The 25,352-nt window shown below is 55.8% G+C and carries 20 protein-coding genes; 15 read left to right on the forward strand and 5 right to left on the reverse strand.

Annotated features, from left to right (window positions below; translation table 11 throughout):
- Nucleotides 1-35: 35 nt before the first annotated feature.
- From pepN to RZA33_RS07625, 3 genes are read left to right on the forward strand one after another with little or no spacing between them, the layout of a single operon-like run.
- A complete protein-coding gene (gene pepN / locus RZA33_RS07615; protein ID WP_317507254.1) occupies nucleotides 36-2,669 on the forward strand; it encodes an aminopeptidase N in 2,634 nt (877 codons plus the stop codon).
- A 47-nt stretch (nucleotides 2,670-2,716) separates the two neighbouring features.
- Complete coding sequence (gene yegS, locus RZA33_RS07620; RefSeq protein ID WP_317507255.1) at nucleotides 2,717-3,676, forward strand: lipid kinase YegS; 960 nt, start codon at nucleotides 2,717-2,719, stop codon at nucleotides 3,674-3,676.
- Nucleotides 3,677-3,720: 44 nt separating this feature from the next.
- Nucleotides 3,721-4,506, forward strand: a complete 786-nt coding sequence (locus RZA33_RS07625) for a hypothetical protein (protein ID WP_317507256.1) — start codon at nucleotides 3,721-3,723, stop codon at nucleotides 4,504-4,506.
- A 72-nt stretch (nucleotides 4,507-4,578) separates the two neighbouring features.
- Here the strand turns inward: RZA33_RS07625 and RZA33_RS07630 are convergent, their stop codons facing one another.
- On the reverse strand, nucleotides 4,579-4,782 hold the full coding sequence (locus RZA33_RS07630) for a cold-shock protein (protein WP_007114660.1): 204 nt from the start codon (nucleotides 4,780-4,782) through the stop codon (nucleotides 4,579-4,581).
- Nucleotides 4,783-4,915: 133 nt separating this feature from the next.
- On the opposite strand from RZA33_RS07630, the gene RZA33_RS07635 reads away from it, so the two are divergent.
- A complete protein-coding gene (locus tag RZA33_RS07635) occupies nucleotides 4,916-5,572 on the forward strand; it encodes a LysE family translocator (protein ID WP_317507257.1) in 657 nt (218 codons plus the stop codon).
- A 34-nt stretch (nucleotides 5,573-5,606) separates the two neighbouring features.
- On the opposite strand, the gene RZA33_RS07640 is transcribed toward RZA33_RS07635, so the two are convergent.
- The gene (locus RZA33_RS07640) at nucleotides 5,607-7,571 is read right to left on the reverse strand and encodes a transglycosylase SLT domain-containing protein (protein ID WP_317507258.1); all 1,965 of its coding nucleotides are present in this window, start codon (nucleotides 7,569-7,571) and stop codon (nucleotides 5,607-5,609) included.
- Nucleotides 7,572-7,703: 132 nt separating this feature from the next.
- Here RZA33_RS07640 and RZA33_RS07645 point away from each other — a divergent pair, with 132 nt between their 5' ends.
- The 4 genes from RZA33_RS07645 to sixA all read left to right on the forward strand — a co-directional run bounded on the left by RZA33_RS07645 (nucleotide 7,704) and on the right by sixA (nucleotide 11,827).
- Nucleotides 7,704-8,036, forward strand: coding sequence for a YkvA family protein (locus RZA33_RS07645; RefSeq protein ID WP_317507259.1), 333 nt, complete (start codon nucleotides 7,704-7,706; stop codon nucleotides 8,034-8,036).
- Nucleotides 8,037-8,155: 119 nt separating this feature from the next.
- Nucleotides 8,156-10,075 (forward strand): molecular chaperone HtpG, encoded by a 1,920-nt coding sequence (htpG, locus tag RZA33_RS07650; protein WP_317507260.1) that lies wholly within the window; start codon nucleotides 8,156-8,158, stop codon nucleotides 10,073-10,075.
- 149 nt (nucleotides 10,076-10,224) lie between these two features.
- A complete protein-coding gene (locus tag RZA33_RS07655; RefSeq protein ID WP_317507261.1) occupies nucleotides 10,225-11,352 on the forward strand; it encodes an NAD(P)H-dependent glycerol-3-phosphate dehydrogenase in 1,128 nt (375 codons plus the stop codon).
- Nucleotides 11,345-11,827 (forward strand): phosphohistidine phosphatase SixA, encoded by a 483-nt coding sequence (gene sixA / locus RZA33_RS07660; RefSeq protein WP_317507262.1) that lies wholly within the window; start codon nucleotides 11,345-11,347, stop codon nucleotides 11,825-11,827. Before RZA33_RS07655 ends, sixA begins: the two co-directional genes overlap by 8 nt.
- Nucleotides 11,828-11,879: 52 nt before the next feature.
- On the opposite strand, the gene gatB is transcribed toward sixA, so the two are convergent.
- The 3 genes from gatB to gatC form a co-directional block, all read right to left on the reverse strand.
- Nucleotides 11,880-13,334, reverse strand: coding sequence for an Asp-tRNA(Asn)/Glu-tRNA(Gln) amidotransferase subunit GatB (gatB, locus tag RZA33_RS07665; RefSeq protein WP_317507263.1), 1,455 nt, complete (start codon nucleotides 13,332-13,334; stop codon nucleotides 11,880-11,882).
- Nucleotides 13,334-14,794, reverse strand: coding sequence for an Asp-tRNA(Asn)/Glu-tRNA(Gln) amidotransferase subunit GatA (gatA, locus tag RZA33_RS07670; RefSeq protein WP_317507264.1), 1,461 nt, complete (start codon nucleotides 14,792-14,794; stop codon nucleotides 13,334-13,336). The genes gatB and gatA overlap by 1 nt, the downstream gene beginning before the upstream one ends.
- A gap of 84 nt (nucleotides 14,795-14,878) precedes the next feature.
- Nucleotides 14,879-15,166 (reverse strand): Asp-tRNA(Asn)/Glu-tRNA(Gln) amidotransferase subunit GatC, encoded by a 288-nt coding sequence (gene gatC, locus RZA33_RS07675; RefSeq protein ID WP_317507265.1) that lies wholly within the window; start codon nucleotides 15,164-15,166, stop codon nucleotides 14,879-14,881.
- A gap of 229 nt (nucleotides 15,167-15,395) precedes the next feature.
- Between gatC and RZA33_RS07680 the strand changes: the two genes are divergently transcribed.
- From RZA33_RS07680 to tldD, 7 genes are all read left to right on the forward strand, one after another.
- Complete coding sequence (locus tag RZA33_RS07680) at nucleotides 15,396-16,433, forward strand: rod shape-determining protein (RefSeq protein WP_146874007.1); 1,038 nt, start codon at nucleotides 15,396-15,398, stop codon at nucleotides 16,431-16,433.
- 24 nt (nucleotides 16,434-16,457) lie between these two features.
- Nucleotides 16,458-17,447 carry a rod shape-determining protein MreC gene (gene mreC / locus RZA33_RS07685; protein ID WP_317507266.1) on the forward strand — a complete coding sequence of 330 codons (990 nt, stop codon included), beginning with the start codon at nucleotides 16,458-16,460 and terminating at the stop codon, nucleotides 17,445-17,447.
- Nucleotides 17,447-17,935, forward strand: coding sequence for a rod shape-determining protein MreD (gene mreD, locus RZA33_RS07690; protein WP_317507267.1), 489 nt, complete (start codon nucleotides 17,447-17,449; stop codon nucleotides 17,933-17,935). Before mreC ends, mreD begins: the two co-directional genes overlap by 1 nt.
- Entirely contained in the window at nucleotides 17,932-18,513 is a 582-nt protein-coding gene (locus tag RZA33_RS07695; protein ID WP_317507268.1) for a nucleoside triphosphate pyrophosphatase, read from the forward strand. The genes mreD and RZA33_RS07695 overlap by 4 nt, the downstream gene beginning before the upstream one ends.
- A 69-nt stretch (nucleotides 18,514-18,582) precedes the next feature.
- The gene (gene rng, locus RZA33_RS07700; RefSeq protein WP_317507269.1) at nucleotides 18,583-20,046 is read left to right on the forward strand and encodes a ribonuclease G; all 1,464 of its coding nucleotides are present in this window, start codon (nucleotides 18,583-18,585) and stop codon (nucleotides 20,044-20,046) included.
- Between the two features lie 3 nt (nucleotides 20,047-20,049).
- The gene (locus RZA33_RS07705; protein ID WP_317507270.1) at nucleotides 20,050-23,898 is read left to right on the forward strand and encodes a YhdP family protein; all 3,849 of its coding nucleotides are present in this window, start codon (nucleotides 20,050-20,052) and stop codon (nucleotides 23,896-23,898) included.
- Nucleotides 23,895-25,346, forward strand: coding sequence for a metalloprotease TldD (tldD, locus tag RZA33_RS07710; RefSeq protein WP_317507271.1), 1,452 nt, complete (start codon nucleotides 23,895-23,897; stop codon nucleotides 25,344-25,346). The genes RZA33_RS07705 and tldD overlap by 4 nt, the downstream gene beginning before the upstream one ends.
- The last annotated feature ends 6 nt before the right edge of the window (nucleotides 25,347-25,352 follow it).

Here is a 25,352-nt window from a genome sequence, read left to right on the forward strand (position 1 = left end):
TAAGCAGTATTCGTTTTATACAGGAGTCTCGCACTATGTCTGATCCGCAGCCGGTTTATTTAAGCGACTACCAGCCGCCCGACTACCGGGTTACCCATGCCGAGCTGACGTTTGATCTTGACCCCGCCGCGACTCGCGTGAAGGCGCGCCTGTTGATAGAGCGTCACCCAGAGGCTGACGCTAATGCACCGTTAGTTCTAAACGGCGAGCATTTAAAACTGGTCTCACTGGCGATAGATGCAGTGCCGCTGGATACCTCTGCGTATACGCTAGACGATCAAGGCCTACGCATTGCGCAAGTGCCCGAGCAGTTCGTGTTGGAAAGCGAGGTGGAAATTGCCCCGCAGGAGAACACGGCGTTAGAGGGTCTGTATCAATCCAGCGCTATGTACTGCACTCAGTGCGAGGCGGAAGGTTTTCGGCGAATTACCTTTTATCCCGACCGCCCGGATGTCATGGCGACCTTTAAGGTCACAGTCATTGGCGATCAGCAGCGTGAACCGGTCCTACTGGCTAACGGCAACCCGGTTGAGCGTGGCAAATTGGAGGGCGGACGTCATTTTGTTACTTGGGAGGACCCGTATCCCAAGCCCTGTTATCTGTTTGCTCTGGTGGCAGGCAACCTGCATAGCGTAGAAGATCACTTCACCACTATGAGTGGGCGGGATGTCACGCTGCAGATTTGGGTAGAAAAAGACAACCTAGACAAGACTGAGCATGCCATGGCCTCGTTAAAGCGCGCCATGGCATGGGACGAACAGACCTATGGCCGCGAGTATGACCTGGACCTGTTCATGATTGTGGCGGTCAACGACTTCAATATGGGGGCGATGGAAAACAAAGGCCTCAATATCTTTAACTCCGCCGCGGTCTTGACCCACCCCCAGACCGCCACCGATGCAGCGTTCCAAAGCGTGGAAGGCATAGTCGCCCACGAATACTTTCACAACTGGTCGGGTAATCGCGTCACCTGCCGCGACTGGTTTCAGCTTTCGCTAAAAGAGGGCTTTACGGTCTTTCGTGATCAATGCTTTTCGGCGGACACCAATTCTGCTCCGGTCAAGCGTATTCAGGATGTATCCTTTTTCCGCACTGCGCAGTTTGCCGAAGATGCCAGCCCGACGGCGCACCCGGTTCGCCCAGACCACTTTATTGAGATTACTAACTTCTACACCCTGACCATTTATGAAAAAGGCGCCGAAATTGTGCGCATGCTACGCAACTTGGTCGGCTGGGAGAATTTTCGTCGTGGGTCAGACCTTTATTTTGCTCGCTTCGACGGCCAGGCGGTGACTATTGAGGACTTCGTCGCCTGTATGGCGGAGGTCTCGGGTGAAGATTTTAGTCAATTTATGCGCTGGTACAGCCAAGCAGGCACACCCGAGATCGACGCCCATGGCGAATACGATTATGTGCATGGTGAATACCAGCTAACGCTACATCAGCGCACGCCGGCAACGCCAGGGCAGTCGAATAAGCAGCCGCTGCATATCCCCGTCCGTATGGGCCTGGTGGGGACTAAGTCTGGCCAGGATCTAACCCTGACGCTCAACGGCGAAAAGGTCGGTAAAGACGCTGTTATTCACCTGCGTGATGACGAGCAGACGTTTGTTTTTACCGACGTTGCCGAAGCGCCGGTACCTTCATTACTGCGCGAGTTTTCTGCTCCCGTTAAGCTGAACTTCCCCTATTCCCGGGAAGATCTGGCCTTTTTGCTGACCCACGACAGCGATGGTTTCAATCGGTGGGATGCTGGTCAAAGATTAGCATTGCTGGCGTTGGAAGACCTGATTGCCGCTCATCGCAACGGCGTTGAAAAAGTCATGGATAGTCGCGTTGTGGATGCTTTTAAAGCATTGCTGACCGGCCCAATGAACGATAAGGCGGTCTTGGCTGAGATGCTGACACTGCCTTCTGAAGCGTATATTGCTGAGCAGCAACCCATCGTTGATGTTGATGCCATTCACGCTGCGCGTGAATTTGTGCGCCAGTCGTTAGCTGTTGCCCTGCGCGATGAGTTTCTGGCTACCTATGAGGCGAATGTGTCGGAAGAGTCATACGCGCCGACACCGGCACAAATCGCCCAGCGTAGTTTGAAAAATGTCGCGCTTGCTTATTTGATGTCGATTGAAGACGAGCAGGGGTTAGCACTGTGTGAAGCGCAGTTTGCCGCTGACTACAATATGACCGACGTGCGTCGGGCGCTCACGTTACTGGTGCACAGTGACCGCGATGATCTCGCCTCACCAGCATTGAAAGCCTTTGGCGAGAAGTGGGCTCACGACCCCTTGGTGATGGATCAGTGGTTCACTATTCAGGTGTCGCGCCCTCAGTCAGACGTGCTGGAACGGGTGAAGTACTTAATGCAGCACCCCGCTTTTTCACTCAAAAATCCCAACAAGGTTCGCGCGCTGATCGAGGCGTTTGCTCAGAACCGGGTAAATTTCCACCGCATCGATGGTCAAGGCTACCAACTATTGGCTGATGTGGTGATTGAGCTCAACCGGCTTAATCCCGAAATTGCCGCGCGACTTATTACTCCGTTAACGCGTTGGCAGCGCTTTGATGAAACCCGTCAGGAATTAATGCGGTCTCAACTTGAGCGGATTAAACAACAGCCCCTTTCTGCCAATGTGTATGAAGTGGTCGAAAAGGCGCTAGTGCAGTAATGCGATGGGATGATTAAAGCGGTTAACCAAGGAAAGGATTAACAACAGTGACAGACTCACATCAGCATTATTTACTGATTGTCAACGGTAAATCGGCCGGGAATCTGGCATTGCGTGAAGCAGTCGAAGAACAACGCCAGGCAGGGAAGCTGATTTCTGTCCGCGCCACCTGGGAAGGAGGGGATGCGGAAGATATTGCCGAGCAAAGCGGTGCAATGGATATCACCCATGTGATTGCCTGTGGTGGGGATGGAACCGTCAGCGAAGTGATGAATGGTTTAATGCGGTTGCCCCATGATCAACGTCCGGCGTTGGGCATTGTGCCATTAGGCAGCGCCAACGACTTTGCGACATCGGTAGGTCTGCCTCTGGAGCCTGGGTCGGCTTTAGCGTTGGCAATGACGCTAAGAGCTCACCCGATTGATGTCGTGCGAGTGTCGGCGGGTCGTGGTGGTGAATCGTCTACTAGCTATTATATCAATACGACCACGGGCGGGTTCGGCGCTGAAATAACCTCGTCAACGCCGAAAACCCTTAAACGCATGCTGGGTGGCGGCGCCTATTCGTTAATGGGCGCGCTGAAAGCGTGGCGTCACCGTAGCTATCGCGGCTCATTGCACTGGGATGAAAAACAAGAGGAGACATCACTGTTGTTATTGGCGCTAGGTAATGGCCGCCAGTCGGGGGGTGGGCAGGTGTTAGCCCCCCGCGCTAAGCTTGATGATGGTCTATTGGACGTGTTGCTGGTCAAAGACTTCAAATCGATTACGGAATTGACCAAGCTCATCAGTGAGCTACAGAGCTTTCCTTACGATGGACGCTTTGTTCGCTACTTCACGACGACCAAAATGACGGTAAAGGCGGAGGCGAATGAACAAGCTTGGCCGCTAACGTTGGATGGTGAGGCGCGCCATTATGAACACTTTTGTGCTGAAGTGGTGCCTCTCGCTCTGCGGGTGCTAATACCCGATGATTGCCCATTGCTGTCGGCAAGCCATGTGGCTTAATGGTTGAGCACCCAAGTTTTACTGTTGATATGGAGAAAAATTAAGTGACTAATCGTATATGGATACCTGCACTCGCCGCCCTGGCACTGATGTTGAGTGCCTGTGGGGACTCCCAGGAGGAGCCCGCCGCGTCATCCGACGATGAAAGCGCGACGGTTTCTAATGGCGAAACGGTAGGTGAGGAAGAACAAGCCTCGACTGCGGCCGAAAACACGCAAGCAAGCGCTGACGACGTGGAAGACAACATCGAGGCACAAGCCGCTGAAGAGCTTGAACAGGCTGAGGCCATGCGTGAAGACAGTGATGCTGACAGTAGTGGAACGGAAAGTGCCGATGCGGCTACCGCTCCTGCTGAAGACGTTGACGCTGGGGAGGAGACGCTGGCTGCTGATCCTGACGAAGTGCTCGATGAGGAGAGTGCCATGCCTGGCGAGGCGACCCGTTCCGATGTGGATGCGATGATCGCCGAAACCGAACGCCGTTTTGAAGAAGCCGAACAGCGTCTGGAAGAGCAGTTTCAAGAGGTAGAGCAGCAGGTGCCTTCCTTAGAGCCAACCGAGGACGAAGACTTCTCGTCTAGCTGGGAGGCTGAGAGCAGTGTGCCCGAGCGGACGCCCCTAGAAGATGGCCTGGAGTCTACCGATGTAGATGCCCTAATTGAGGAAACCGAGCGTCGCTTTGAAGAAGCGGAGCAGCGTCTTGAAGAGCAGTTTCAAGAGCTGGAAAGTCGAGATCCTGAAAGCGGAGCCGTATTGGAGCCCGGCGAACTGGAAACCGGTGAAGACAGTCGCGGAACGGGTGTTAGCGGAGAGTCTCAGAGTGGGGGTTGATCCCTAAAGCGACCATGATAATCGCCAATAAAAAAGGCCCGCATAAGCGGGCCTTTGTCCATCCGTTCGCAATTAAGCGGGGCGGATGTTGGAAGCCTGAAGGCCTTTTTTACCCTGAGTCACTTCAAAGCTGACTTTTTGACCATCTTGCAGGGTCTTAAAGCCTTCAGCTTGAATTTCGGAGAAGTGGGCGAACAGATCGTCTCCGCCGTCATCAGGAGAGATGAAGCCGAAGCCTTTAGTATCGTTGAACCACTTAACGGTGCCAGTTGCCATTTTCTGTTTCCTTAACTTGCTTAGTAATCACGGGCAACTCAATTGTTGACCCGCTATAATTACTCTAGATGTAAACACCGCTGTCGTCCAGCGACATTGCTAAGATTTTTTCTTTGATTGCGAGCAGGCTCATATGGCCCAGTTTGGTTTTATCGATGCGCAGTTTGTTTCTTTTCTGGTGGCGATCACGCTGCTAACGATTAGCCCAGGGGTCGACACGCTGCTGGTGATTCGCAATACGGCGCGCGGGGGCATTCGCGATGGTGTAACCACCAGCGTTGCTATCTGCTGTGGCCTGTTTATCCATGCGACTATTTCCGCACTGGGGATTTCTCTCATCCTGCTGCAATCAGCCTGGGCGTTCCATGCGCTGAAGTTGGTGGGGGCGGGTTATTTGATCTGGCTGGGTGTTACCAGTTTATTGGCGGCAAGGCGTGGTCAGCCGCTACCGGTTAATGGCGTACTGGAAGGTACTTCAGCCAGCTCTCGCTGGCAGCCTGTCAAAGAAGGCTTTTTGTCCAATGTACTGAACCCTAAAACGGTGGTGTTCTATATGGCCTTTTTGCCTCAGTTCATCGCGCCGAGCGACCCGGTATTGCTGAAGTCGCTATGGTTAGCAGGGGTACACTTTATAATCGCTAATATTTGGCAAATTAGCGTTGTTTTGATGGTGGGAAGCGCCAGCCGGTGGTTGGCCAGCGCGCGTTTTGCGCAAACCTTAAACGCCGCTACTGGCACGGTGTTGATTGCCTTTGGGGTCCGGCTCGCGCTAACTCAGCGCCCGGTATAACCGGGCGCGAATGCAAGCAGAACAGCGAAGTGGCTTATCGGCGTGTAAGTAAGGCGCGATCGTAGCGCACCTGCTGCTCGCTATCGCTAAGCAGTGAAACGCCTTCGCTATTGCCGCCGTTGGCGAGACTCTCAAAAATAACCCGATAGCTAAGCACCGCCTGTACATAGTTGCGGGTTTCGCGGTAGGGGATACTTTCTACAAAGAGATCAAAAGCCTCTACGCCATCCCCAAGCCAGCGGTCGACGCGCCCAGGGCCTGCGTTATAGGCAGCGGCGGCGGCCAGGCGGTTGCCCTGGTAGCGTTGCAGCTTGTCGCGCAAGTAGGTGCTACCCAGGCGGATATTGAGCTCTGGGTCGAGCACGCCGTAAGGGCCAGGGTCGTTAATACCCAGCTCGCGGCTGACTTGGCTGGCGGTACCCGGCATTAACTGCATTAAACCACGCGCTCCGGCGGGCGACAGTGCATTAGGGTTATAAGCGCTTTCTCGACGGGTAATCGCCATTAGCAAGTAAGGGTCAACGCCGGTGAGACGGCCCCAGTGTTGAAAGTCATCGTGGTAGGCCTGGGGGAAGCGCCAGTCCAGCGCATCCCACATTTCGGCGGCAATGGTGGTCTGCACTAAGCGGGCGTGCCACTGCTGGCTGGCGGCGTAGTCGGCCAGTGCCCGTGCCTGTTCAGGGGACCCGTTCTGCACTGCGTGCAACCACTCGCTGTTGGCGAGACCATTCTCGCCGATACGCAGGAGGGCCTCGGTACGTTGCACGGTGGGAAGTTGGGCAATGCGCTGCCGCGATGCTTCATCAAAGTGATGGCGCTCAAGATTTAGCTGATACGGTTGACCAAGTTTTTCTGCTGCGGCAAAGCCGTAAAAACTGCGATCCTGAGCGGCCTGCTGGTAGCGTTCTTCAGCGGCCGCTTCGTTGCCAAGCTGCCCGTTGGCACGGCCCAGCCAATACTGCCAGCGACTATTTTCCTGCTGAGTCGTGGGCATTTCAGCGATCCAGTGGAGCACACCGTTCCAATCCCGGTGGGCCAGCGCATGGCGAACGCGTAGCTCTAATACACGTTCGCTTTGAAGGTTGGGTAGCACGCTGTCGACCCAGCTTAGCGTGCCGGGTACTTCGCGCACCAGGGCATAAAAGGCCAGCTTTTCTTCAATGGCCTGTTGGTCGCTGGGTAACAGGTTTAAGCGTGTCGAGAGAGCCTGCCAAGCGGCAAACGCGGCGGGGGTGTCTTCCCGAGTGTAGCGCTGCATGACGGCCTTATAAAAACTTGCCGTAGCTGCACATTCCGGGCCTAGACAGGAAGGCGCCTGGGTAATCGCGCTGCTGCGCGCGGTAACGCTTTCCACCGTCTCAAGGGCGGTTTGCCACCGGCCGCTTAATAGCCCACCCAGGTAGCTGGATAGACGTGACTCACCCGCCTGCCAAGCCAGCATTTTGCGTTCCCAGATCGCCGAGGCATCAATCGTGCCGTTGGCGCGCAGGCGGTCAAACAGCGGGTCGCAAGCATCGGGCTGAGAGCTGCCGACGTGCCATAAAGCCAACCCCGCTTCGCTCGCCTGCTGAGGCTGCTCATCCAGCAGCGCTGTGTAGTAGTAGCACTGGCGAGCCGTGCCGGCAGGCTCTCCATCGGCCACCGCAAGCAGATTTCTATAGTGACCTGCATAGCCGTATTGAGCTATCGCCTGACCCCGGAGCCACACCGCCAAGGGAGAATCGTTGTATCGGTCAATAAACTGCTGTACTAGCTCGGGAGCGACATTCGGCAGCTGTCCTTTCAAGCGATGATATTCGACATAGCCACGCAGCGGATGGTCTTCAATCGAGCGTTCATTCACCCGCGACCACTGTTGTTCTCGGGCCGCGGCAAGAGCGTCGCGTAGCTCACTATCGGATGCGGCCCACGACACGGCGGGCATCCCCGCCGAGAGGGCGGTACCCAGCACAACGCTACAAAGTGCACGGGCGGTATGGCGAAATGGCGAAACCAGCATGGTGCTCTCTCTTTATTGATGTCACGCTATTGTGATCTGAGAAGTAGGGGCGGCGACAGCTGAGCGCTGTATAATGAAAGAATATTGACAGCGACTATCCGACATTACAGGTACTCAGAGGATTCAATGACAATGGCCCCATTATCCACTTGGTGGTTCTTGCGTCGACTCAAATCTCGCCTTTGGGCGACAAAACGTATTGTGCGTGCGCTAAAGCTGTTTCTGCCCATGACCCGTGATGTGCTGCGTGGCAGTTTTCGGCCTGTTCCCTGGTCGGCCTTCGCTATGATGGCCCTGGCGCTGGGCTACCTGATAATGCCGTTTGACCTGATACCCGATTTCTTGCTGCTGATCGGCGTGGTCGATGACGTGTTGATTGTCGGTTGGCTACTCAACCGTATCGATCAACGCTTAGAAGATTACCGTATCTGGAAATATAGCGACCCCGATATCACCCCTTCTTAATGCTCAGCCGCTTGAAAAAACGCGGCTTATCCCCATATCAGGTTCACGAACTAACTTTATGCCTCTGCTGCTATGGCGCAGAGGCGCATGACTCAACGTGATCTATAAGGGCTAAGCGCATGACGACAGCTACCCACGAAAAAGCGAACCACGAAGAAACGCTAGGCTTTCAGACGGAAGTCAAGCAGCTGCTGAATTTGATGATTAACTCCCTGTACTCGAACCGGGAGATTTTCCTACGCGAACTTATCTCGAATTCGGCGGATGCCTGCGACAAGCTGCGTTACGCGGCACTCGATAACGATGCGCTGTATGAAGGCGACAGCGAGCTGCGTATCGAAATTGAGCATGATAAAGAAGCCAACACCATCACGCTGCGTGATAACGGTGTCGGCATGAACCGCGAAGACGTCATTGCCAATCTAGGCACCATTGCCCGTTCAGGCACTGCCGAGTTTCTTAAGCAGCTCTCTGGCGAGCAGCAAAAAGACGCTAAGCTGATTGGTCAGTTCGGTGTTGGCTTCTACTCTGGCTTTATCGTCGCTGATGAAATTACGGTACGCACGCGCAAAGCGGGCACCGACGTTTCTGAAGGCGTTGAATGGCGTTCCAAAGGGGAAGGTGAGTTTACCGTTGCCGATATCGAGCGCGCTCAGCACGGCACCGAAATTACGCTGCTGCTGAAAGACGACGCCAAAGAGTTTGCCGACGACTATCGCTTGCAGGGCTTGGTCCGTAAGTACTCGGACCACATTGAGGTGCCGGTGCGCATGCCGAAAACTGAGGCGGCGAAGGATGATGAAGGCAACAGCATCGAAGGCAGTGAAGTCACCACCTGGGAAACCGTTAACGAGGCAACCGCGCTGTGGGCACGCCCCAAGAGCGAGATTACCGACGATGAGTACAAAGCGTTTTACAAGCACGTTGCCCACGATTTTTCTGACCCGCTGACCTGGAGCCACAACAAGGTAGAAGGCAAGCTCGAATACACAAGCCTTCTCTATGTGCCGGGTCGCGCGCCGTTTGATATGTTTGACCGCGATGGCTCGCGAGGTGTCAAACTTTACGTCCAGCGGGTCTTTATCATGGACGACGCTGAACAGTTCCTACCGCTCTATCTGCGCTTTATCAAAGGCGTACTCGATACCCGCGAACTGTCACTAAACGTCTCTCGTGAATTGCTTCAGCAGGACCCCAAGGTCGATAAGATCAAAGCGGCGCTCACCAAGCGCGGTTTGGATATGCTCAAGAAGCTCACTAAAGATAAAGAGCAGTATCAAGCGTTCTGGAACAGTTTCGGCAGCGTACTAAAAGAAGGCCCTGGCGAAGACTCAGCTAACCGCGAAAAAATCGCTGGCCTGCTACGCTTTGCCTCAACTCACAGCGATACGGCGGCCCAGGAGCATGGGCTAGCAGACTATGTTGAGCGCATGAAAGAAGGCCAGCAGAAGATTTACTATGTGGTGGCCGACAGTTTCAATGCGGCCAAAAATAGCCCGCATCTGGAAATCTTCCGCAAAAAAGGCATCGAAGTACTGCTGCTTTCGGACCGCATTGACGACTGGCTGATGAGTCATCTGACCGAGTTTGATGGCAAAACCTTTGCAGATGTGGCCAAAGGTGAATTGGACCTGGGCGATGTAGAGGACGAAGAAGAGAAGAAAGCTCAGGAAGAGACGGCCAAAGCCAAAGAGGATCTAGTCAAGCGCGTTAAAGAGGCGCTGGGTGATGGTGTTCAAGAAGTAAAAGTGACTCACCGCCTGACTGATTCTCCGGCCTGTGTGGTATTGCCGGAACACGAGATGGGCTACCAGATGCGTCGCATCATGGAGGCCGCCGGTCAGCCATTGCCTGAGGTGAAGCCGATTCTAGAGCTTAACCCTGAGCATGCTCTGGTCGCGCGTTTAGAAGGCGCAGAGGGTGATCTCTTCAACCAGCTCGCTTATATCCTGCTTGATCAAGCGATTATTGCTGAAGGCGGTCATCTCGATGATCCTGCCGCCTATGTGAAGCGTTTGAATAGCGTACTGACCGCCTAGTTTAGGTTTTATCGCTAGGGCGCTATATCTGTGCCTAAGACGGCCCGTTTGGTGTCCCCAAGCGGGCCGTCTGTTTTGGTAGACCAAGCTTAATAGACTAGGTTTGTTAAAGTAGATATACGTTCTGCACGATTGATTAGGACATCATTATGGCTGAGCAACAAATCAGTGTCGCAGTGCTGGGGGGCGGCAGCTTCGGCACGGCGCTAGCGAGTATTGCCGCCGATAACGGCGCTCGCGTTCGTCAGTGGATGCGTGACGAAACGCTGGTCACGCAAATCAACCGAGAGCATCGTAACGGGCGTTATTTGCCGCATTACGCAATGAACCCGGCCGTGGAGGCCTCAACGGATCTTCAAGCGGTACTGGCCGATGCTGAATTGGTGCTGATTGCGATTCCTTCAAAGGCGTTTCGCAGTGTCGTTCAAGCGGCGAAAGGCTGGCTTCGCCCTGAGCAAATACTGGTTAGCACCACCAAAGGCATTGAGCAGGACGGTTTTTTGCTGATGAGTCAAGTGCTTGAGCAAGAGACGGGCTATCACCATGTGGGGGTGATTGCGGGGCCCAACCTGGCCTCTGAAATTGCCGATAAGCAGCTGACCGCTACCGTGATTGCCAGCGCCGACCCGCTAACGCGTACCCGGGTTCAGCAGGCGTTAGGCTGTGGTTACTTTCGCGTATACGCCAGCAATGACCGCCACGGCGTCGAGCTTGCTGGCGCGCTGAAAAATATTTACGCCATCGCTGCGGGTATGGCGGCCGCGCTAGGGATGGGCGAAAATACCCGCAGCATGCTGATGACCCGCGCCTTGGCGGAAATGAGCCGCTTCGCCGTTGCCCAAGGGGCTAATCCCATGACCTTTTTAGGCTTGGCGGGAGTGGGAGATTTAATTGTCACCTGTTCGTCGAATTTATCCCGTAACTATCGGGTGGGTTATGCCATGGGTGAGGGGCGCTCGCTGGAGGAGGCTGTTGATGCGCTTGGTCAGGTCGCCGAGGGGGTCAACACCGTTAAGCTGGTATGCGCCAAAGCGCGCGAAATGGGGGTTTACATGCCCCTTGCAGAAGGCCTTTCCCACGTGCTGTTTGGCGGCGTTGCGGCTAAGGAGATGGCGCGTACCCTCATGATGGGTGAGCAGAGTAGCGACGTCGAGTTTATCCTGCCTCGTGAAGCCGTACAGCAGGCCCATCGAGACCAAGCTCCTCACAACCAGGCTTTTCAGAACAAAGTTTCTAAAGACAGCGTTTCCAAGGACAACGGAGGCAGCAATGCCTGATGTGCTGATGATGCGTCACGGTGAGGCCGCACCGGGGTCTTCCGATGCTGCTCGTCGCTTAACCTTCCGCGGCGAACGGGAAGTCGAAAAAATGGCGCGCTGGCTGGCCGAGCGTGTGGCTGTGGGCGAGCTAGCAATGCCGAGAATTTATGCCAGCCCCTATGCGCGCGCGCAGCAAACCGCGCAAACGCTATGCGATGCGCTGGGAGCCTCGCTCGAAACGCTGGCTATTATTACCCCAGATGACTCGCCCAGTGGGGTGAGCGATTGGTTGCTTGAACAGCCTGAGGGCGCGCCGATTATGCTGGTCAGTCACATGCCGCTGGTGGGCGATTTGACAGGGCTGTTGGTCGAGGGTAGCGCTGCCCAGGGGGTTGGCTTTCCAACGGCCGCCATCGCCGAGCTTGAAGCTGACGTATGGGCAGCAGGCTGTGCGCAGTTGAAGCGCATTACTCAGCCAAGTCAGTTGAAATAGTTCAGCTTTATGCCATTAAAAAACGGCTGCCTAGGCAGCCGTTTTTTAGGTGTTACAGCAGGGCGTCGAGCTTCTCTTTTAGCAAGCCGTTTACCTGTTGTGGGTTGGCGGTGCCACGCGACGCCTTCATCACCTGGCCCACAAAGTAGCCGATCATTTTGCCGCGTTTTTCCGGCTCCGAGTCGCGGTATTGGGCGACCTGAGCGGGGCTATCGGCAATCACTTGGTCGATCATTGCCTCGATAGCGGCAGTGTCGGTCACCTGCTTGAGACCTTTCGCGTCAATCACCTCGTCGGCGGACTTACCCTGACCATTCCATAGCGCCTGAAAAACCTCTTTGGCGGCTTTGCCGTTAATGGTGTCATCCAGCACCCGGCTGATCAGTTGGCCAAGCTGGCGCGCCGAAATCGGGCTATTGGCGATGCTCTGGTTTTCACGGTTAAGCGCCCCGGAAAGCTCACCTTGGACCCAGTTGGCGGCCTGCTTGGCGTCGCCGCATTCGCTATGAACTGCCTCAAAGAACTCGGCCATATCGCGGCTGGCGGAGATCACGTTGGCGTCATAAGCAGACAGGCCCAGCTCGTTTTGGAAGCGCGCGCGCTTATCCGCCGGTAGCTCAGGCAGCTGGCTGCGTAAGTGATCCAGGTAGGCTTGGTCGAGTACTACCGGCAGCAGGTCGGGGCAAGGGAAATAACGGTAGTCGTTGGCTTCCTCCTTGGTGCGCATGCTGCGGGTTTCGTCGCGTTCAGGGTCAAATAGGCGTGTCTCCTGAACCACGCTGCCGCCATCTTCGATCAGCTCAATTTGTCGCTCGACCTCAAAGGCGATTGCGCGCTCGACAAAGCGAAACGAGTTAACGTTTTTAATCTCGGCGCGGGTGCCGAATACATCTTGTCCTTTGTGGCGAACCGAGACGTTGACGTCGCAGCGCATTGAACCTTCCGCCATATTGCCGTCGGAAATGCCCAGGTAGGTGACGATTGAGTGAATCGCCTTGAGATACGCCGCAGCTTCTTTCGCGTTGCGCATATCCGGCTCGGAGACGATTTCCAGCAGTGGTGTGCCTGCTCGGTTCAAATCGATACCGGTCATGCCGTGAAAGTCTTCGTGCAGCGACTTGCCGGCATCTTCTTCAAGATGGGCATGATGAATGCGGATATGCTTGGTGCTGCCGTCTTCAAGCGTGATCTCAACGTCGCCGGGGCCGACGATAGGATGATACATCTGGCTGGTCTGATAGCCCTTGGGCAGGTCGGGGTAGAAGTAGTTCTTACGGTCAAACACCGACACTTCGGCGATGTCTGCATGCACCGCCAAGCCAAATTGAACGGCCATGGCCACGGCCTGCTCATTAAGCACTGGCAATACGCCGGGTAGACCTAAATCCACCGCGCAGGCCTGGGTGTTTGGCTCCGCGCCAAATGCCGTTGAGGCGCCGGAGAAAATCTTTGAACGCGTTGCGAGCTGAACGTGGACTTCAAGCCCAATCACGGTTTCCCATTGCATTAGGCGTACTCCTCGGCAAAGGCAGGACGTTGTAAATGCCAGTCGGTCGCTTGCTGAAACTGGTGCGCGACGTTAAGCAGCTGCGCTTCGGCAAAATGGGTGCCAAGAATCTGAAGGCCCACCGGGCGATTGCCAACAAAACCAGCCGGTACGCTGATGCCGGGAATGCCCGCCAGGTTGACCGCAATGGTGTAGATATCCTGCAGGTACATCGACACCGGGTCTTTTTTGGCACCCAAGTCAAAGGCTGGCGTGGGCGAGGCGGGGCCCATCAGCACATCGACGTCTTCAAAGGCGTCCAGGAAGTCCTGACGGATCAAACGCCGCACCTGCTGGGCTTTGGTGTAGTAGGCGTCAAAGAAGCCTTCTGACAGCGTGTGAGTGCCAATTAGGATGCGTCGTTTGACTTCTTCGCCAAAGCCTTCAGCCCGCGAACGTGTGTAGAGGTCGATCAAATCGCTGGGATTGTCGCAGCGGTGGCCAAAACGCACCCCGTCGTAGCGCGACAGATTGGAAGAGGCTTCCGCAGGGGCAATGACGTAGTAGGCCGGGATCGCGTAGTGGGTGTGCGGCAGGCTGACATCGCGCACCGTGGCGCCCAGCGATTCGTAAACTTTCACCGCGTCGCGGACGGCTTTTTCGACCTCGGGGGCTAAGCCGTCTCCAAAATATTCTTTGGGAAGGCCGATTTTAAGGCCCGAGAGCGGGGCATCAAGGTTTTCCACATAGTCGGGCACGCCGCGGGCAACGCTGGTGGAGTCGCGGCCGTCGTGGCCAGCAATCACGCCTAGCAGGTGGGCGCAATCCTCGGCGCTGCGTGCCATTGGCCCAGCTTGGTCGAGGCTGGAGGCGTAGGCAATGATGCCAAATCGCGACACGCGACCATAGGTCGGCTTTAAGCCGGTGATGCCACAAAACGCCGCCGGCTGGCGAATAGAACCACCGGTATCGGTACCCATGGCGGCGGGTACTAAACCTGCCGCGACAGCCGCTGCACTGCCGCCTGAGCTGCCGCCGGGCACCGCAGTGAGATCCCAGGGGTTTTTGACCGGGCCGTAGTAGCTGCTTTCGTTGGAGGAGCCCATGGCGAACTCGTCCATATTGGTTTTGCCCAGGCTGATGGTGCCAGCGGCGTTTAGTTTTTCCACTACTGTGGCATTGTACGGGGCAATAAAATTATCCAGCATTTTCGAGCCGCAGCTGGTTTTAACATCACGGGTACAAAAAATATCTTTTAGCGCCAGGGGGATGCCCGCAAGCGTTCCCGCATTACCGTTTGCACGTGCGTTGTCGGCTATTTCCGCCTGTTCAAGCGCCTGCTCTGCAGTCACGCTGATAAAACTGTTCAGCTTGGTGTCAGCTTTTTCAATGCGCTGTAAATAGTGAGCGGTCAGCTCGCGGCTGGAAAACTCGCCACTTTTTAGCGCCGCAGCGAGTTGCGTTAATGTTTTCTCATACATGACCCGAAAGCTCCGTTCAGGGGCAAAAAAAGAACCGATAGGGGTGGCTCGGGTGCACTCGAAAGTGCGTTGATTCATTCAGCCCTATTCGACGACGCGCGGGACGAGATACAAACCATTTTCCACTGCCGGAGCACAGCGCTGAAAAGCGTCGCGCTGATTGGCTTCGGTGACTTCATCGGCGCGCAATCGCTGGGTCGCATCTAATGGATGGGCGAGCGGCATAACGCCTTCAGTATCAAGGCTTTGTAGCTGATCGACCATGTCCAGAATCCGGCTTAGGTCGTCTACAAAGCCGCTGGCTTGGTCATCGCTGACGGCGAGTCGGGCCAAGTGAGCGGCCCGGCGCACATGAGAGTCTTCAAGCGCCATGATCGAGATTTCCTCGCAAACGTGATGGAACGTATCCCACAATAAGCGGTATACATACCTGCATCAAAGAAACGTCTTGTATAGCAGACGTGGAAAATAGCCGCAAAAGGTACCACATCTTAGCCTCTACGGGCAGTGTTAGGCACGACTCGTGCTTGCTGCGAGGGGGTTGCGGTGATACCGTTTGCATCCGCATAGGGTTCCCGGTCTGCACTAGGTAACAACATCCATGTTTAAACGTTTGAGGGGGCTGTTTTCCAGCGATCTATCGATCGATTTGGGTACGGCCAACACACTGATTTATGTACGCGGTCGCGGTATCGTGCTTGATGAGCCGTCCGTGGTTGCAATTCGCCAGTCTGGCAATATGCGCAGCGTCGCGGCAGTCGGTACCGATGCCAAGCGAATGTTAGGGCGAACACCTGGCAACATTACCGCGATCCGTCCAATGAAGGATGGCGTTATCGCCGACTTCACCGTGACTGAGCAAATGCTCCAGCATTTTATCCGCAAAGTTCACCAAAGTACTTTCTTGACGCCGAGTCCACGTGTACTGGTGTGTGTGCCTTGCATGTCAACGCAAGTTGAGCGTCGCGCAATTCGCGAGTCTGCTGAAGGTGCGGGTGCTCGCGAGGTGTTCTTGATAGAAGAGCCCATGGCAGCGGCAATCGGCGCGGGGCTTCCGGTTGAAGAAGCTCAAGGGTCGATGGTGGTGGATATTGGTGGTGGTACCACTGAAATCGCGATTATCTCACTCAATGGCGTGGTCTACTCCGAGTCAATTCGGGTGGGCGGCGACCGCTTCGACGAAGCCATCACCGCTTACGTACGACGCCACTACGGCAGCCTGATTGGCGAGGCTACGGCCGAGCGAATTAAAGAAGAGATTGGTTGTGCCTACCCCGGTGGTGAGCTACGTGAAATAGACGTACGCGGACGTAACCTGGCCGAAGGTATTCCGCGTAGCTTTACCCTCAACTCCCACGAAACGCTGGAAGCTTTGCAGGAAACGCTGGGATCCATTGTAGCCGCCGTGAAAAGTGCTTTAGAGCAGTCGCCGCCAGAGCTGGCGTCCGATATCGCCGAACGTGGCTTGGTGCTAACAGGTGGCGGCGCTTTGCTGCGCGATCTGGATAAGCTGATTGCTGAAGAAACAGGACTGCCGGTCATCGTTGCCGAAGATCCGTTAACTTGTGTTGCTCGCGGCGGCGGCAAAGCGTTGGAAATGATTGATCAACACACTTTTGAGTTACTGTCGAGCGACTAATCGCAGCGGTCAATTGCGGGGGGATTGCCTATTAAACCGCTGTTTTCGCATGGACCACTGCCGGGCTATCGGCTGTTCTTTTGCGCATTGGCCGCTAGTGCCTTGATGTTTGTCGACCAGCATTTCACGCGCATGGAGCAAGTGCGTGCGCAAATGTCGATGGTCGTTGCACCGATTCAGTGGGTCGTTAGCGTGCCTAGCGACTTATTGAATTGGGGCTCGCTGGCACTCTCGGATCAGCAGGCCTTAGTAGATGAAAATCGCCGCCTGCGCGAGCAGATTCTGGCCCTTTCCCATCGTGGCCAGCGGATGGCGAACCTAACAGCGGAAAACCAGCAACTGCGTGATCTGCTAAAGGCCGCCGAGCGGCGGAAAATTCCGTATATTACTGCTGAGCTATTGTCGCTGGATAACGATCCTTTCAGCCATCAAATGGTGGTTAATCGTGGCCACCGTAACGGCGCTTACGTGGGGCAGCCGGTGATTGATGCCACTGGATTGGTAGGGCAAATTACCGCGGTGTCGGCTTATTCCAGCCGTGTATTGTTACTAGCGGATGCTAGCCATGCGTTGCCAGTTCAATTGAACCGCAACGGTCTGCGCTTTATTGTCCAGGGGGAGGGGCGTTACAACAGTGTTAATGTGAAGCACGTGCCCGATACCGCTGATATCCGCGAGGGTGATTTGCTCACTACCTCTGGCTTGGCCGGGCGCTTTCCTCCAGGCTATCCCGTGGCCCGCGTGACGGAAGTTTATCACGACCCGGGCCAGCCCTTTGCGCGGGTAACGGCTGAACCCATGGCGCAACTGCAACGCTCGCGTCACTTCTTACTGCTTTTTCCGCCCCCGCAAGAGGACGTGGACGAACAGGCATGGGATGAAACGTTAGATATCTCGGCAGAGGCATTACGCTCCTCGCTTCAGCTCTCTGATTCTGACGTAGCGCTGCCCGAAAGAACGCTGCCCGACAGAGCGCTGCCCGCACAAAATGCATCATCTCAAGAGGTGCCCTGATGCCCCGCGCACCCGCTGTTCCACTCTTGGTGATTTGGTTTAGCCTTATCTTGGCGCTGTGCCTTCAAGTCATGCCGCTAGCCGATGGATGGCAAGTCTATCGACCCGAATGGTTGGGGCTTATGCTAATTTATTGGTGTATGCGCACCCCCGATAGAGTCGGCGTTTTCCATGGCTTTGTGCTGGGCATTTTGATGGACTTAATTGAAGGTACTGCGCTGGGGCAGCATGCGTTAATTTATGCATTATTAGCTTTCTTATGCGCCTTGGTTTATCCCCGTTTTCGGGCCTATTCGCTGGTGCAGCAGTCGGCACTTGTGCTGGTGCTGCTGGGTTTGATGCAGCTGGTCGCCCAGTGGCTACGCACTATCGTGGGCGATTTTTCGATTCATTTAGCCTTTTTGATTCCTGCATTGATCAGCGCCTTTCTGTGGCCCTGGCTAGCGACGATGTTTCAGGCCCTTGAGCGCCGGTTGATGGCCTCATGAAAGCATCTGTGTTGTGCTTAGCGTCCGCCTCTCCACGCCGAAAAGCCTTGCTGGCATCAATTGGTGTGCCGGTCACGGTTCACTCTTGTAATATTGATGAAACGCCGCTGATGGATGAGCCTGCCAGGGACTATGTACATCGTTTAGCCGTCGCCAAAGCCGAGGCCGCGTCCCCATTAACTGACTTACCTACCCTAGGTTCAGATACCGCCGTCGTCGTTGATGGGCGTATTCTAGGGAAGCCGGCGGATTTTGATGAGGGTGCCAAAATGCTGCGGCTGCTTTCGGGAAGGCAGCATGAGGTGCTTACCGCAGTGGCCGTGAAGGGGCCTGAAGGTATGCTTTCCTGCTGTGTGGCTACTCAGGTAACCCTGCGTGAAATCGATGCGCAGGAAATCAGTGACTACTGGCAGACTGGCGAGCCTGTCGATAAGGCCGGTGGCTACGCCATACAGGGGTTTGCCGCCGTATTTGTACAACAGATTCACGGCAGTCACTCAGCGGTGGTAGGGCTACCACTGTTTGAGACGACGCACTTGCTGCGCCGACAGGGAGTTCCTATCTGGCAGCGCGTCTAAGCCTTTGGAGTAAAGGTATCAACGCCTGTATAGCTGGCAAGGAATACGTCAACCAATAAGGATTTTCGCATGAGCGGTGAAGTTCTCATCAATTTAACACCCATGGAAACCCGCGTTGCGCTGGTGGAAAATGGTGTGTTGCAAGAGGCACTGATCGAACGTTCCCGTCGGCGCGGCATCGTGGGCAATATCTACAAAGGCAAAGTGGTTCGTGTCCTGCCTGGTATGCAGGCTGCCTTTGTCGATATTGGCTTAGAGCGGGCGGCGTTTATTCATGCTCACGAAGTCATGCCGCCAAGCACGCCAGCCGATGAGCAGCAAACCATCGGTCAGTTGCTCCACGAAGGGCAGGCGTTGGTGGTGCAAGCCACCAAAGATCCTATCGGCAGCAAAGGCGCACGCTTAACTACGCACCTGTCGATCCCCTCGCGCTATTTGGTGTATATGCCCGAGTCGCCGCACCACGGCGTTTCTCAGCGCATCGAAGACGAGCGCGAACGCGAGCGCTTAAGAGCCCTGCTGGATAGCAGCGTAGCGGAACAGACGCTGGAAGTGACGGGTGGGTTTATTGTCCGCACGGCGGCGGAAGGCGTTGGCGACGAAGAGCTAAAAGGCGATATGTATTTTCTGCTGCGGCTATGGCGCAAAGTGAGCGAGCGAAAAGTGACCGCGACGCCGCAAAGCGTGATTTATGACGATTTGCCGCTGTTTATACGCACGCTGCGCGATGTGATGCGCGACGACATCGAAAAAGTACGCATCGACTCGCGGGAGAATTTTGTCAAGCTAGTCGAATTTGCTGAAGAATTTATGCCCAATGCGGTTGACCGCATTGAGTACTACCCCGGCGAGCGGCCTATCTTTGATCTGTATAGCGTCGAAGACGAGATTCAAAAAGCCCTAGGGCGTAAGGTACAGCTGAAGTCGGGTGGGTACCTGGTGATTGATCCCACCGAGGCCATGACCACTATCGATGTGAATACCGGTGGTTATGTTGGCCATCGCAACCTTGAAGAAACCATCTTCAAAACCAACCTTGAGGCTGCTACAGCGATTGCCCGTCAGCTCAGGTTGCGTAACTTGGGTGGCATCATCATTATCGACTTTATTGATATGGTCGATGTGGAGCATCAACGACAAGTACTGCGCGTGTTGGAAAAAGCCTTGGAGCGCGATCACGCCAAAACCAAGTGCACCGGCGTTACCGAGTTAGGCCTTGTTCAGCTCACCCGTAAACGCACCCGGGAAAGCTTAGAGCAAACCCTCTGCGAAGCGTGCCCTACGTGCAGCGGGCGGGGTACGCTTAAAACTCCTGAAACGATTTGCTACGAAATTTTTCGTGAGATTTTACGCGAGGAAAGGGCTTACAGTGCTGAAACCTACATGGTACTAGCGTCGCAGTCTGTGGTTGATCGTTTGTTGGATGAAGAATCGGCGGCGGTGGCCGACCTGGAAACATTTATTAATAAAACCATTCGTTTCCAGGTGGAGCAGCACTATTCCCAAGAGCAATACGACATCGTGCTGATGTAAACCATGGCAATTCGTTCACTGGTGCGTTGGTGTTGGCTAATCACTGCCTGGTTGTTAGGCAGTGTCGCAGTAGTGCTGCTGCTGTTGCGCTTATTAATGAGCCAAGCCGACGTGCTTACTCCCCACATTGAGGCATTGCTTGAAGCGCGTATCGGCGCGCCGGTGACGATTGAGCATTTATCGCTTTCACTTGCCCGTAATGACCTACTGTTGCGCCTGGATGGGCTCAGCGCGGAAACCGCCGATGGCCAGGCATTGTTTGCCTTGGAGAGCCTGGCGCTGCGTTTGGATACCTGGGGGTCGCTTGTTAATCGGGCGCCGATTTTCAGTGATGCGCGGGTTAGCGGTACAGCGTTTCACCTCTATCAAGGCAGCGGCATGGCGTGGCAATGGCCTGATCCCGCCGAGTTGCCGCTGCTGGCGGCGGAACCTGAGGTAGACCTGGCCGCTATTGATGACTGGACGGGCTTGATTTTGCGCCAGCGCCTATGGGCTGACGACACCCGGGTGGTGCTGCACGGCCAGCACAATAAGGTGATGTTGCATGCCCAAACCTTGTTGCTGTCGGGCGATGAGCGGCGCACGCGCTTAGAAGGGGCGATTAATATCGCCGAATCGCTCGAGAAAGCCCGCGAGGAGCCGCTGCCTGCGGCGGAAATAAAGGTTGAAATGCAGCCTGGACAGCATGGTTTCAGGGACTTTTCGGCTGCCTTGCAGTTGGATATTCAGCTTGACCAACTAGTGGTGCTGGCCGATATGTTTCGGCCTGATCATGCGGCCTATTTGGAACAGGCGGGGGGCAGTGCACGACTTTGGGGGCGATGGCGCGCAGCGCGCCTTGAGGAGGCGCGTGTGGCTGTTGATATTCCTCAGTTAACACTGCGCCATCAAGTGCAGTACGCGGTATTAAGGGATATTGAGGCCAATGGCTTGTGGCAGCGTGACGGTGAAGGGGGCGAAGCCTGGTTAAGCGGCGATGCTGATAGCGTCGAATGGGCACAGCCCGCCGGGGGCAACGTTGGGCCCGCCCTGCCGCGCCACTGGCACGCCACCCATCAGCCGGGGAGCTGGGAAGTACGCACCAGTGCGTTTGAATTGGCTTCGCTTACCGCCTGGCGCGACTATGTGCTGCTACCCGAGTCGGTGACACGGGTATTACAAACCCTTGCGCCCCGGGGGCAGGTTCAGGGGTTGCACGTGGGGCAGCAAGATGGGCACTGGGGCGTCAATGCAGCAATAACCGGTTTAAAAGTGTCGCCGTGGCAGCAGGCGCCAGGGGGAGGTCCTTTGGACGCCTGGGTGCAGGCGCGCGATTTACGGGGCCGCGTGCTGTTTAGCAGCAATGGCGACAGCACGCTCTACTTCCCGCGATTTTTTGCGACACCTATGCAGCTGCGGCGCGCCGAAGGTGAAGTTGAGTGGGTTTACGACGGCCCCAATACCATGGTGAGCGGCAAGCGACTTAGTGCTGATTGGGACGGTGCCCAGGTGTCGGGTGGCTTCGGTTTAGCGATGGCTAATCAGCGTGGACATTTTGGCTTAGACCTTGATTTTAGCGACGTCGATGCGCTAGAACGCCCGCTGGCCCAGTGGTTGCCGCTCAACGTGATGGACGACAAACTTCGTGAATGGCTGCTTAATGATATTGGCGGCTACGTCAGTGAGGGCTCTTTGCAGCTCAGCCAGCCGTTAGGCAACAGCGTAACCGCCGATGATATGACCGCGACGCTTGCGTTGGCGGTTACCCAAGGGCATTTGCCGATTGCGCCAGGCTGGCCGCGCCTGAATGAAGTTGAAGGCCGCCTGAAATGGCACAATAGAGTGCTAGAAGCTGAAATCGATAACGCTCAAAGCCATGGCATCACTGCTTCAGAAGGTGAGGTGGTGATGGAAAATGAGACGCTCAATCTTTCGGGACAGCTACAGGCAGAGGGGCGAGCGCTAACGTCGTTTTTACAGGCAATACCCGAGGTTGATCTTTCGCAGCTGAGTGATTTTAGCCTAACGGGTGATGTTAACGGCGATATTGCGCTGGCGTTGCCATTGGAAACCCCCGAGGCGCTGCAGTTGGAAATCAATGCGCAGCCGCGCTTTTCGGAGGTGGTCTATCTGCCGCTGGATCTCCCCTTACGGTCGGTCGAGGGCGATCTCGCTTGGCTGCAGAGTGGTGAGCGAGGTGGCTTAGTGGGCAATGCCAGTGGTCGGCTGCTGGGGGGCGAAATCAATGCGGATATTGATACGCTGCGCGATCACATACAGCTACGGGGCAGTGTCGCCACCGGCGCGCTTTTCGATCTGGCTGGGTTAGATAGAAGCCAAAAGCCACTGCCGTTGGAAGGCCAACTGCAGTGGCAAGGCGAGGTCGATCTAACGCCTACGCCTTTGTTACGGCTGGAGAGTCGCTTGCTGGGTGTCATTAGTCATCTGCCCGAGCCCTTTGCCAAATCGGCGCAGCAGCCATGGACTTGGGTATTATCGGCTGATATCGCTGATGGGCGTATCGAGAGTCAACTGGCTGATATTGCCTCTGCCCGACTCCAGCAGCGCGATGGCACGCTCGCCGGGTCGTTAACGTTAGGCAGCCAAGCGCAGCGTTTGCCCGCCTGGCCCGCTCACCCGGGTATTAACCTTGACGCTACCGTGCCGCGATTGGACCCGTTAGCCTGGCAACAGGCGATTAAGCCGCTAATGGGGTCAGGAACGCCATCAAGGGGCGGCGATGGACAGATACCGCTAGCGGTATCGCTCACCACTCCCTGTGTGGTTTACCAAGACGAATGCCTGGGCAGTCTTAGCGCGAACGGCGACATTAACCCTGGCATGATTGATATGGCGCTAAGCGGTAATCTGGTCACCGGGCGATTAAACTACAATGTTCAATCGCCGCATCCGCTGGACATCACCATTGGGGCGTTGGGGCTTGATCGCCTGTTGCGTTTAGCCAATGTAGAGCACGACAGCGACGCACCAGTTCCCGATTCTTGGTTAGAATCGGTCGAAACCCAGCGCGAGGTGCTAGCGACAATGCCTAATTGGCTTGCCGATGTGCCCAACGGCCGTTTGCGGATAGCCGAGATTACCATGGGCCCACGTCGCTTTGGGCCCTTAACTGCGTATTGGAAAACCAATGGGCATCGCTTTTCATTGGCGCCTGTGGGGCTGACCATCGGACAGCTCTCCGCACGGGGGGGGCTATATTGGGAGGGAAATTCGGCAACCAGCCATACGCGCGCGAACATTTCCATTCTAGGCGGAGACCTTGGTACCGCCCTTGAGCGCCTAAATCAACCTGTGGTCATGCGTAGCCGCAATACCGATGTGGATGCCAACCTCGATTGGCCGGGCGCACCCTGGCAGTTGGACTTAAGCCGCGCCGACGGCTCTATCCGTACTGATATTCGGGATGGGCGCTTTTTAACGCTGGAGTCCGCACCGGCGCGGTTAATTGGATTGCTAAATTTCGATAATATATTACGCCGCCTGCGCTTGGATTTTTCCGATGTTACCGGGCAGGGAACAGCGTTCGACCGCGTCAAGGGTATTGCCGATGTGGCTGATGGCCAATTGACGCTACGCGGCCCATTGCAAATTGACGCCCCGGCCACCACTCTAACGCTGACTGGCAGCGCAGACCTTGTTTCGCGTGAACTCGACCAGCGGCTTGGCGTCACACTGCCTGTGACGCAAAGTTTGCCTATCGCGGCGATTGCCGTTGGTGCGCCTATCGTGGGCGGCGCGCTGTTTATCGCCGACCAGCTGTTTGGCGACGCGCTTGATCGCGCCACGACACTCCATTATCGCGTGCGAGGCCCTTGGGCCTCGCCGCAGGTTACTTTAGAAGGCTCCCAATGACCGCATATAAAAGTGATGTAGATACGGCTGCTGCCATTTTGTTGACGCCCGGTGGGCTGGATTTAGACGCGTTAGAAACCGGCTTGGATTACGCCATGGGTGCGGGCATTGATTACGCTGACCTGTACTTTCAGCGCACTTGGCAAGAAGGCTGGGTGCTCGAGGATGGCGAGGTCAAAGAGGCCAGCTATAACATCGATGGCGGTGTCGGCGTGCGCTCTCTCGCCGGTGAAAAGACCGGCTTTGCCTACTCGAATCAAATCACTGCCGATGCGCTTGTAGATACTGGTCGCACGGCGGCAGGTATTGTGCGCAGTGGCAAACGCTTACCGGGGCAAGTCGTTCACTCGGTGTCTGCACTATCGCGTTATGTCGGGGTTGATCCTTTGGCGGGGCTAAGTGCCGATGAGAAAGTCGCCATGCTCAAACAGGCCGATCGCGTGGCACGAGCCGCAGACCCCAGCATCAGCCAAGTAAGTGCTTCTTTATCAGGCACCTATGAGGTGGTGCTGGTGCGCGCCAGCGATGGCACTCTAGCGGCGGATATTCGCCCGCTGGTACGCTTTAATGTCAGTGTGATCGCGGTCAAAAATGGCCGCCGTGAGCGCGGCAGCGCCGGCGGTGGTGGTCGTTACTCAATGGCTCGATTACGCGACGAAAACGTCGCAGAACAGTATGCCAAAGAAGCCGTACGCCAAGCGCTGGTGAATCTTGAAGCCATTGATGCGCCAGCCGGGCAAATGCCGGTGGTGCTAGCGTCCGGGTGGCCTGGAATTTTGCTCCATGAAGCGGTGGGTCATGGCTTGGAAGGGGATTTTAACCGTAAGGGAAGTTCCGCCTTTGCCGGACAGATGGGCCAGCGGGTTGCTGCGAAAGGGGTGACCGTCGTGGATGATGCCACCTTGGCAGATTGCCGTGGTTCAATGAGCGTGGACGACGAGGGCACGCCGGGCCAATACACGCCGCTCATCGAAGACGGCATTTTGACCGGCTATATGCAGGACAAACTCAATGCCCGCTTGATGGGTATGGCCCCCACCGGCAACGCACGCCGTGAGTCGTTTGCCCACTTGCCGATGCCACGCATGACCAATACCGTTATGCTCGCCGGGCAAGACGAGCCCAGCGATATTATTAAAAGCGTTAAGCGTGGTATTTACGCGGTGAGCTTTGGCGGCGGACAGGTAGACATTACGTCTGGCAAGTTCGTTTTCTCTGCCAGCGAAGCCTACCTCATTGAAGACGGTAAAGTGACCGCGCCGGTGAAAGGCGCCACCCTGATTGGCAACGGGCCGGAAGCGATGGGGCGTGTATCCATGATTGGCCATGATATGGCGCTGGATACCGGGATTGGCGTGTGCGGTAAAGAGGGGCAGGGCGTGCCGGTCGGTGTCGGCCAGCCCACCCTGAAGCTGGATGAGCTGACCGTCGGTGGTACTCAGTCTTAAAACGGC

The sequence above is a fragment of the Halovibrio sp. HP20-59 genome (genome assembly GCF_033052795.2).
Classification (GTDB): Bacteria; Pseudomonadota; Gammaproteobacteria; order Pseudomonadales; family Halomonadaceae; genus Vreelandella.

Bases quoted from the DNA above. Each gene is read 5' to 3' on its own strand.
- gatB (WP_317507263.1), bottom strand. From the start codon at position 13,334: ATGCAATGGGAAACCGTGATTGGGCTTGAAGTCCACGTTCAGCTCGCA.
- RZA33_RS07705 (WP_317507270.1), top strand. From the start codon at position 20,050: ATGGCAATTCGTTCACTGGTGCGTTGGTGTTGGCTAATCACTGCCTGG.
- pepN (WP_317507254.1), top strand. From the start codon at position 36: ATGTCTGATCCGCAGCCGGTTTATTTAAGCGACTACCAGCCGCCCGAC.
- tldD (WP_317507271.1), top strand. From the start codon at position 23,895: ATGACCGCATATAAAAGTGATGTAGATACGGCTGCTGCCATTTTGTTG.
- RZA33_RS07635 (WP_317507257.1), top strand. From the start codon at position 4,916: ATGGCCCAGTTTGGTTTTATCGATGCGCAGTTTGTTTCTTTTCTGGTG.
- RZA33_RS07645 (WP_317507259.1), top strand. From the start codon at position 7,704: ATGGCCCCATTATCCACTTGGTGGTTCTTGCGTCGACTCAAATCTCGC.
- RZA33_RS07640 (WP_317507258.1), bottom strand. From the start codon at position 7,571: ATGCTGGTTTCGCCATTTCGCCATACCGCCCGTGCACTTTGTAGCGTT.
- RZA33_RS07680 (WP_146874007.1), top strand. From the start codon at position 15,396: ATGTTTAAACGTTTGAGGGGGCTGTTTTCCAGCGATCTATCGATCGAT.
- gatA (WP_317507264.1), bottom strand. From the start codon at position 14,794: ATGTATGAGAAAACATTAACGCAACTCGCTGCGGCGCTAAAAAGTGGC.
- htpG (WP_317507260.1), top strand. From the start codon at position 8,156: ATGACGACAGCTACCCACGAAAAAGCGAACCACGAAGAAACGCTAGGC.
- RZA33_RS07695 (WP_317507268.1), top strand. From the start codon at position 17,932: ATGAAAGCATCTGTGTTGTGCTTAGCGTCCGCCTCTCCACGCCGAAAA.
- rng (WP_317507269.1), top strand. From the start codon at position 18,583: ATGAGCGGTGAAGTTCTCATCAATTTAACACCCATGGAAACCCGCGTT.
- gatC (WP_317507265.1), bottom strand. From the start codon at position 15,166: ATGGCGCTTGAAGACTCTCATGTGCGCCGGGCCGCTCACTTGGCCCGA.
- RZA33_RS07630 (WP_007114660.1), bottom strand. From the start codon at position 4,782: ATGGCAACTGGCACCGTTAAGTGGTTCAACGATACTAAAGGCTTCGGC.
- sixA (WP_317507262.1), top strand. From the start codon at position 11,345: ATGCCTGATGTGCTGATGATGCGTCACGGTGAGGCCGCACCGGGGTCT.
- RZA33_RS07655 (WP_317507261.1), top strand. From the start codon at position 10,225: ATGGCTGAGCAACAAATCAGTGTCGCAGTGCTGGGGGGCGGCAGCTTC.
- mreD (WP_317507267.1), top strand. From the start codon at position 17,447: ATGCCCCGCGCACCCGCTGTTCCACTCTTGGTGATTTGGTTTAGCCTT.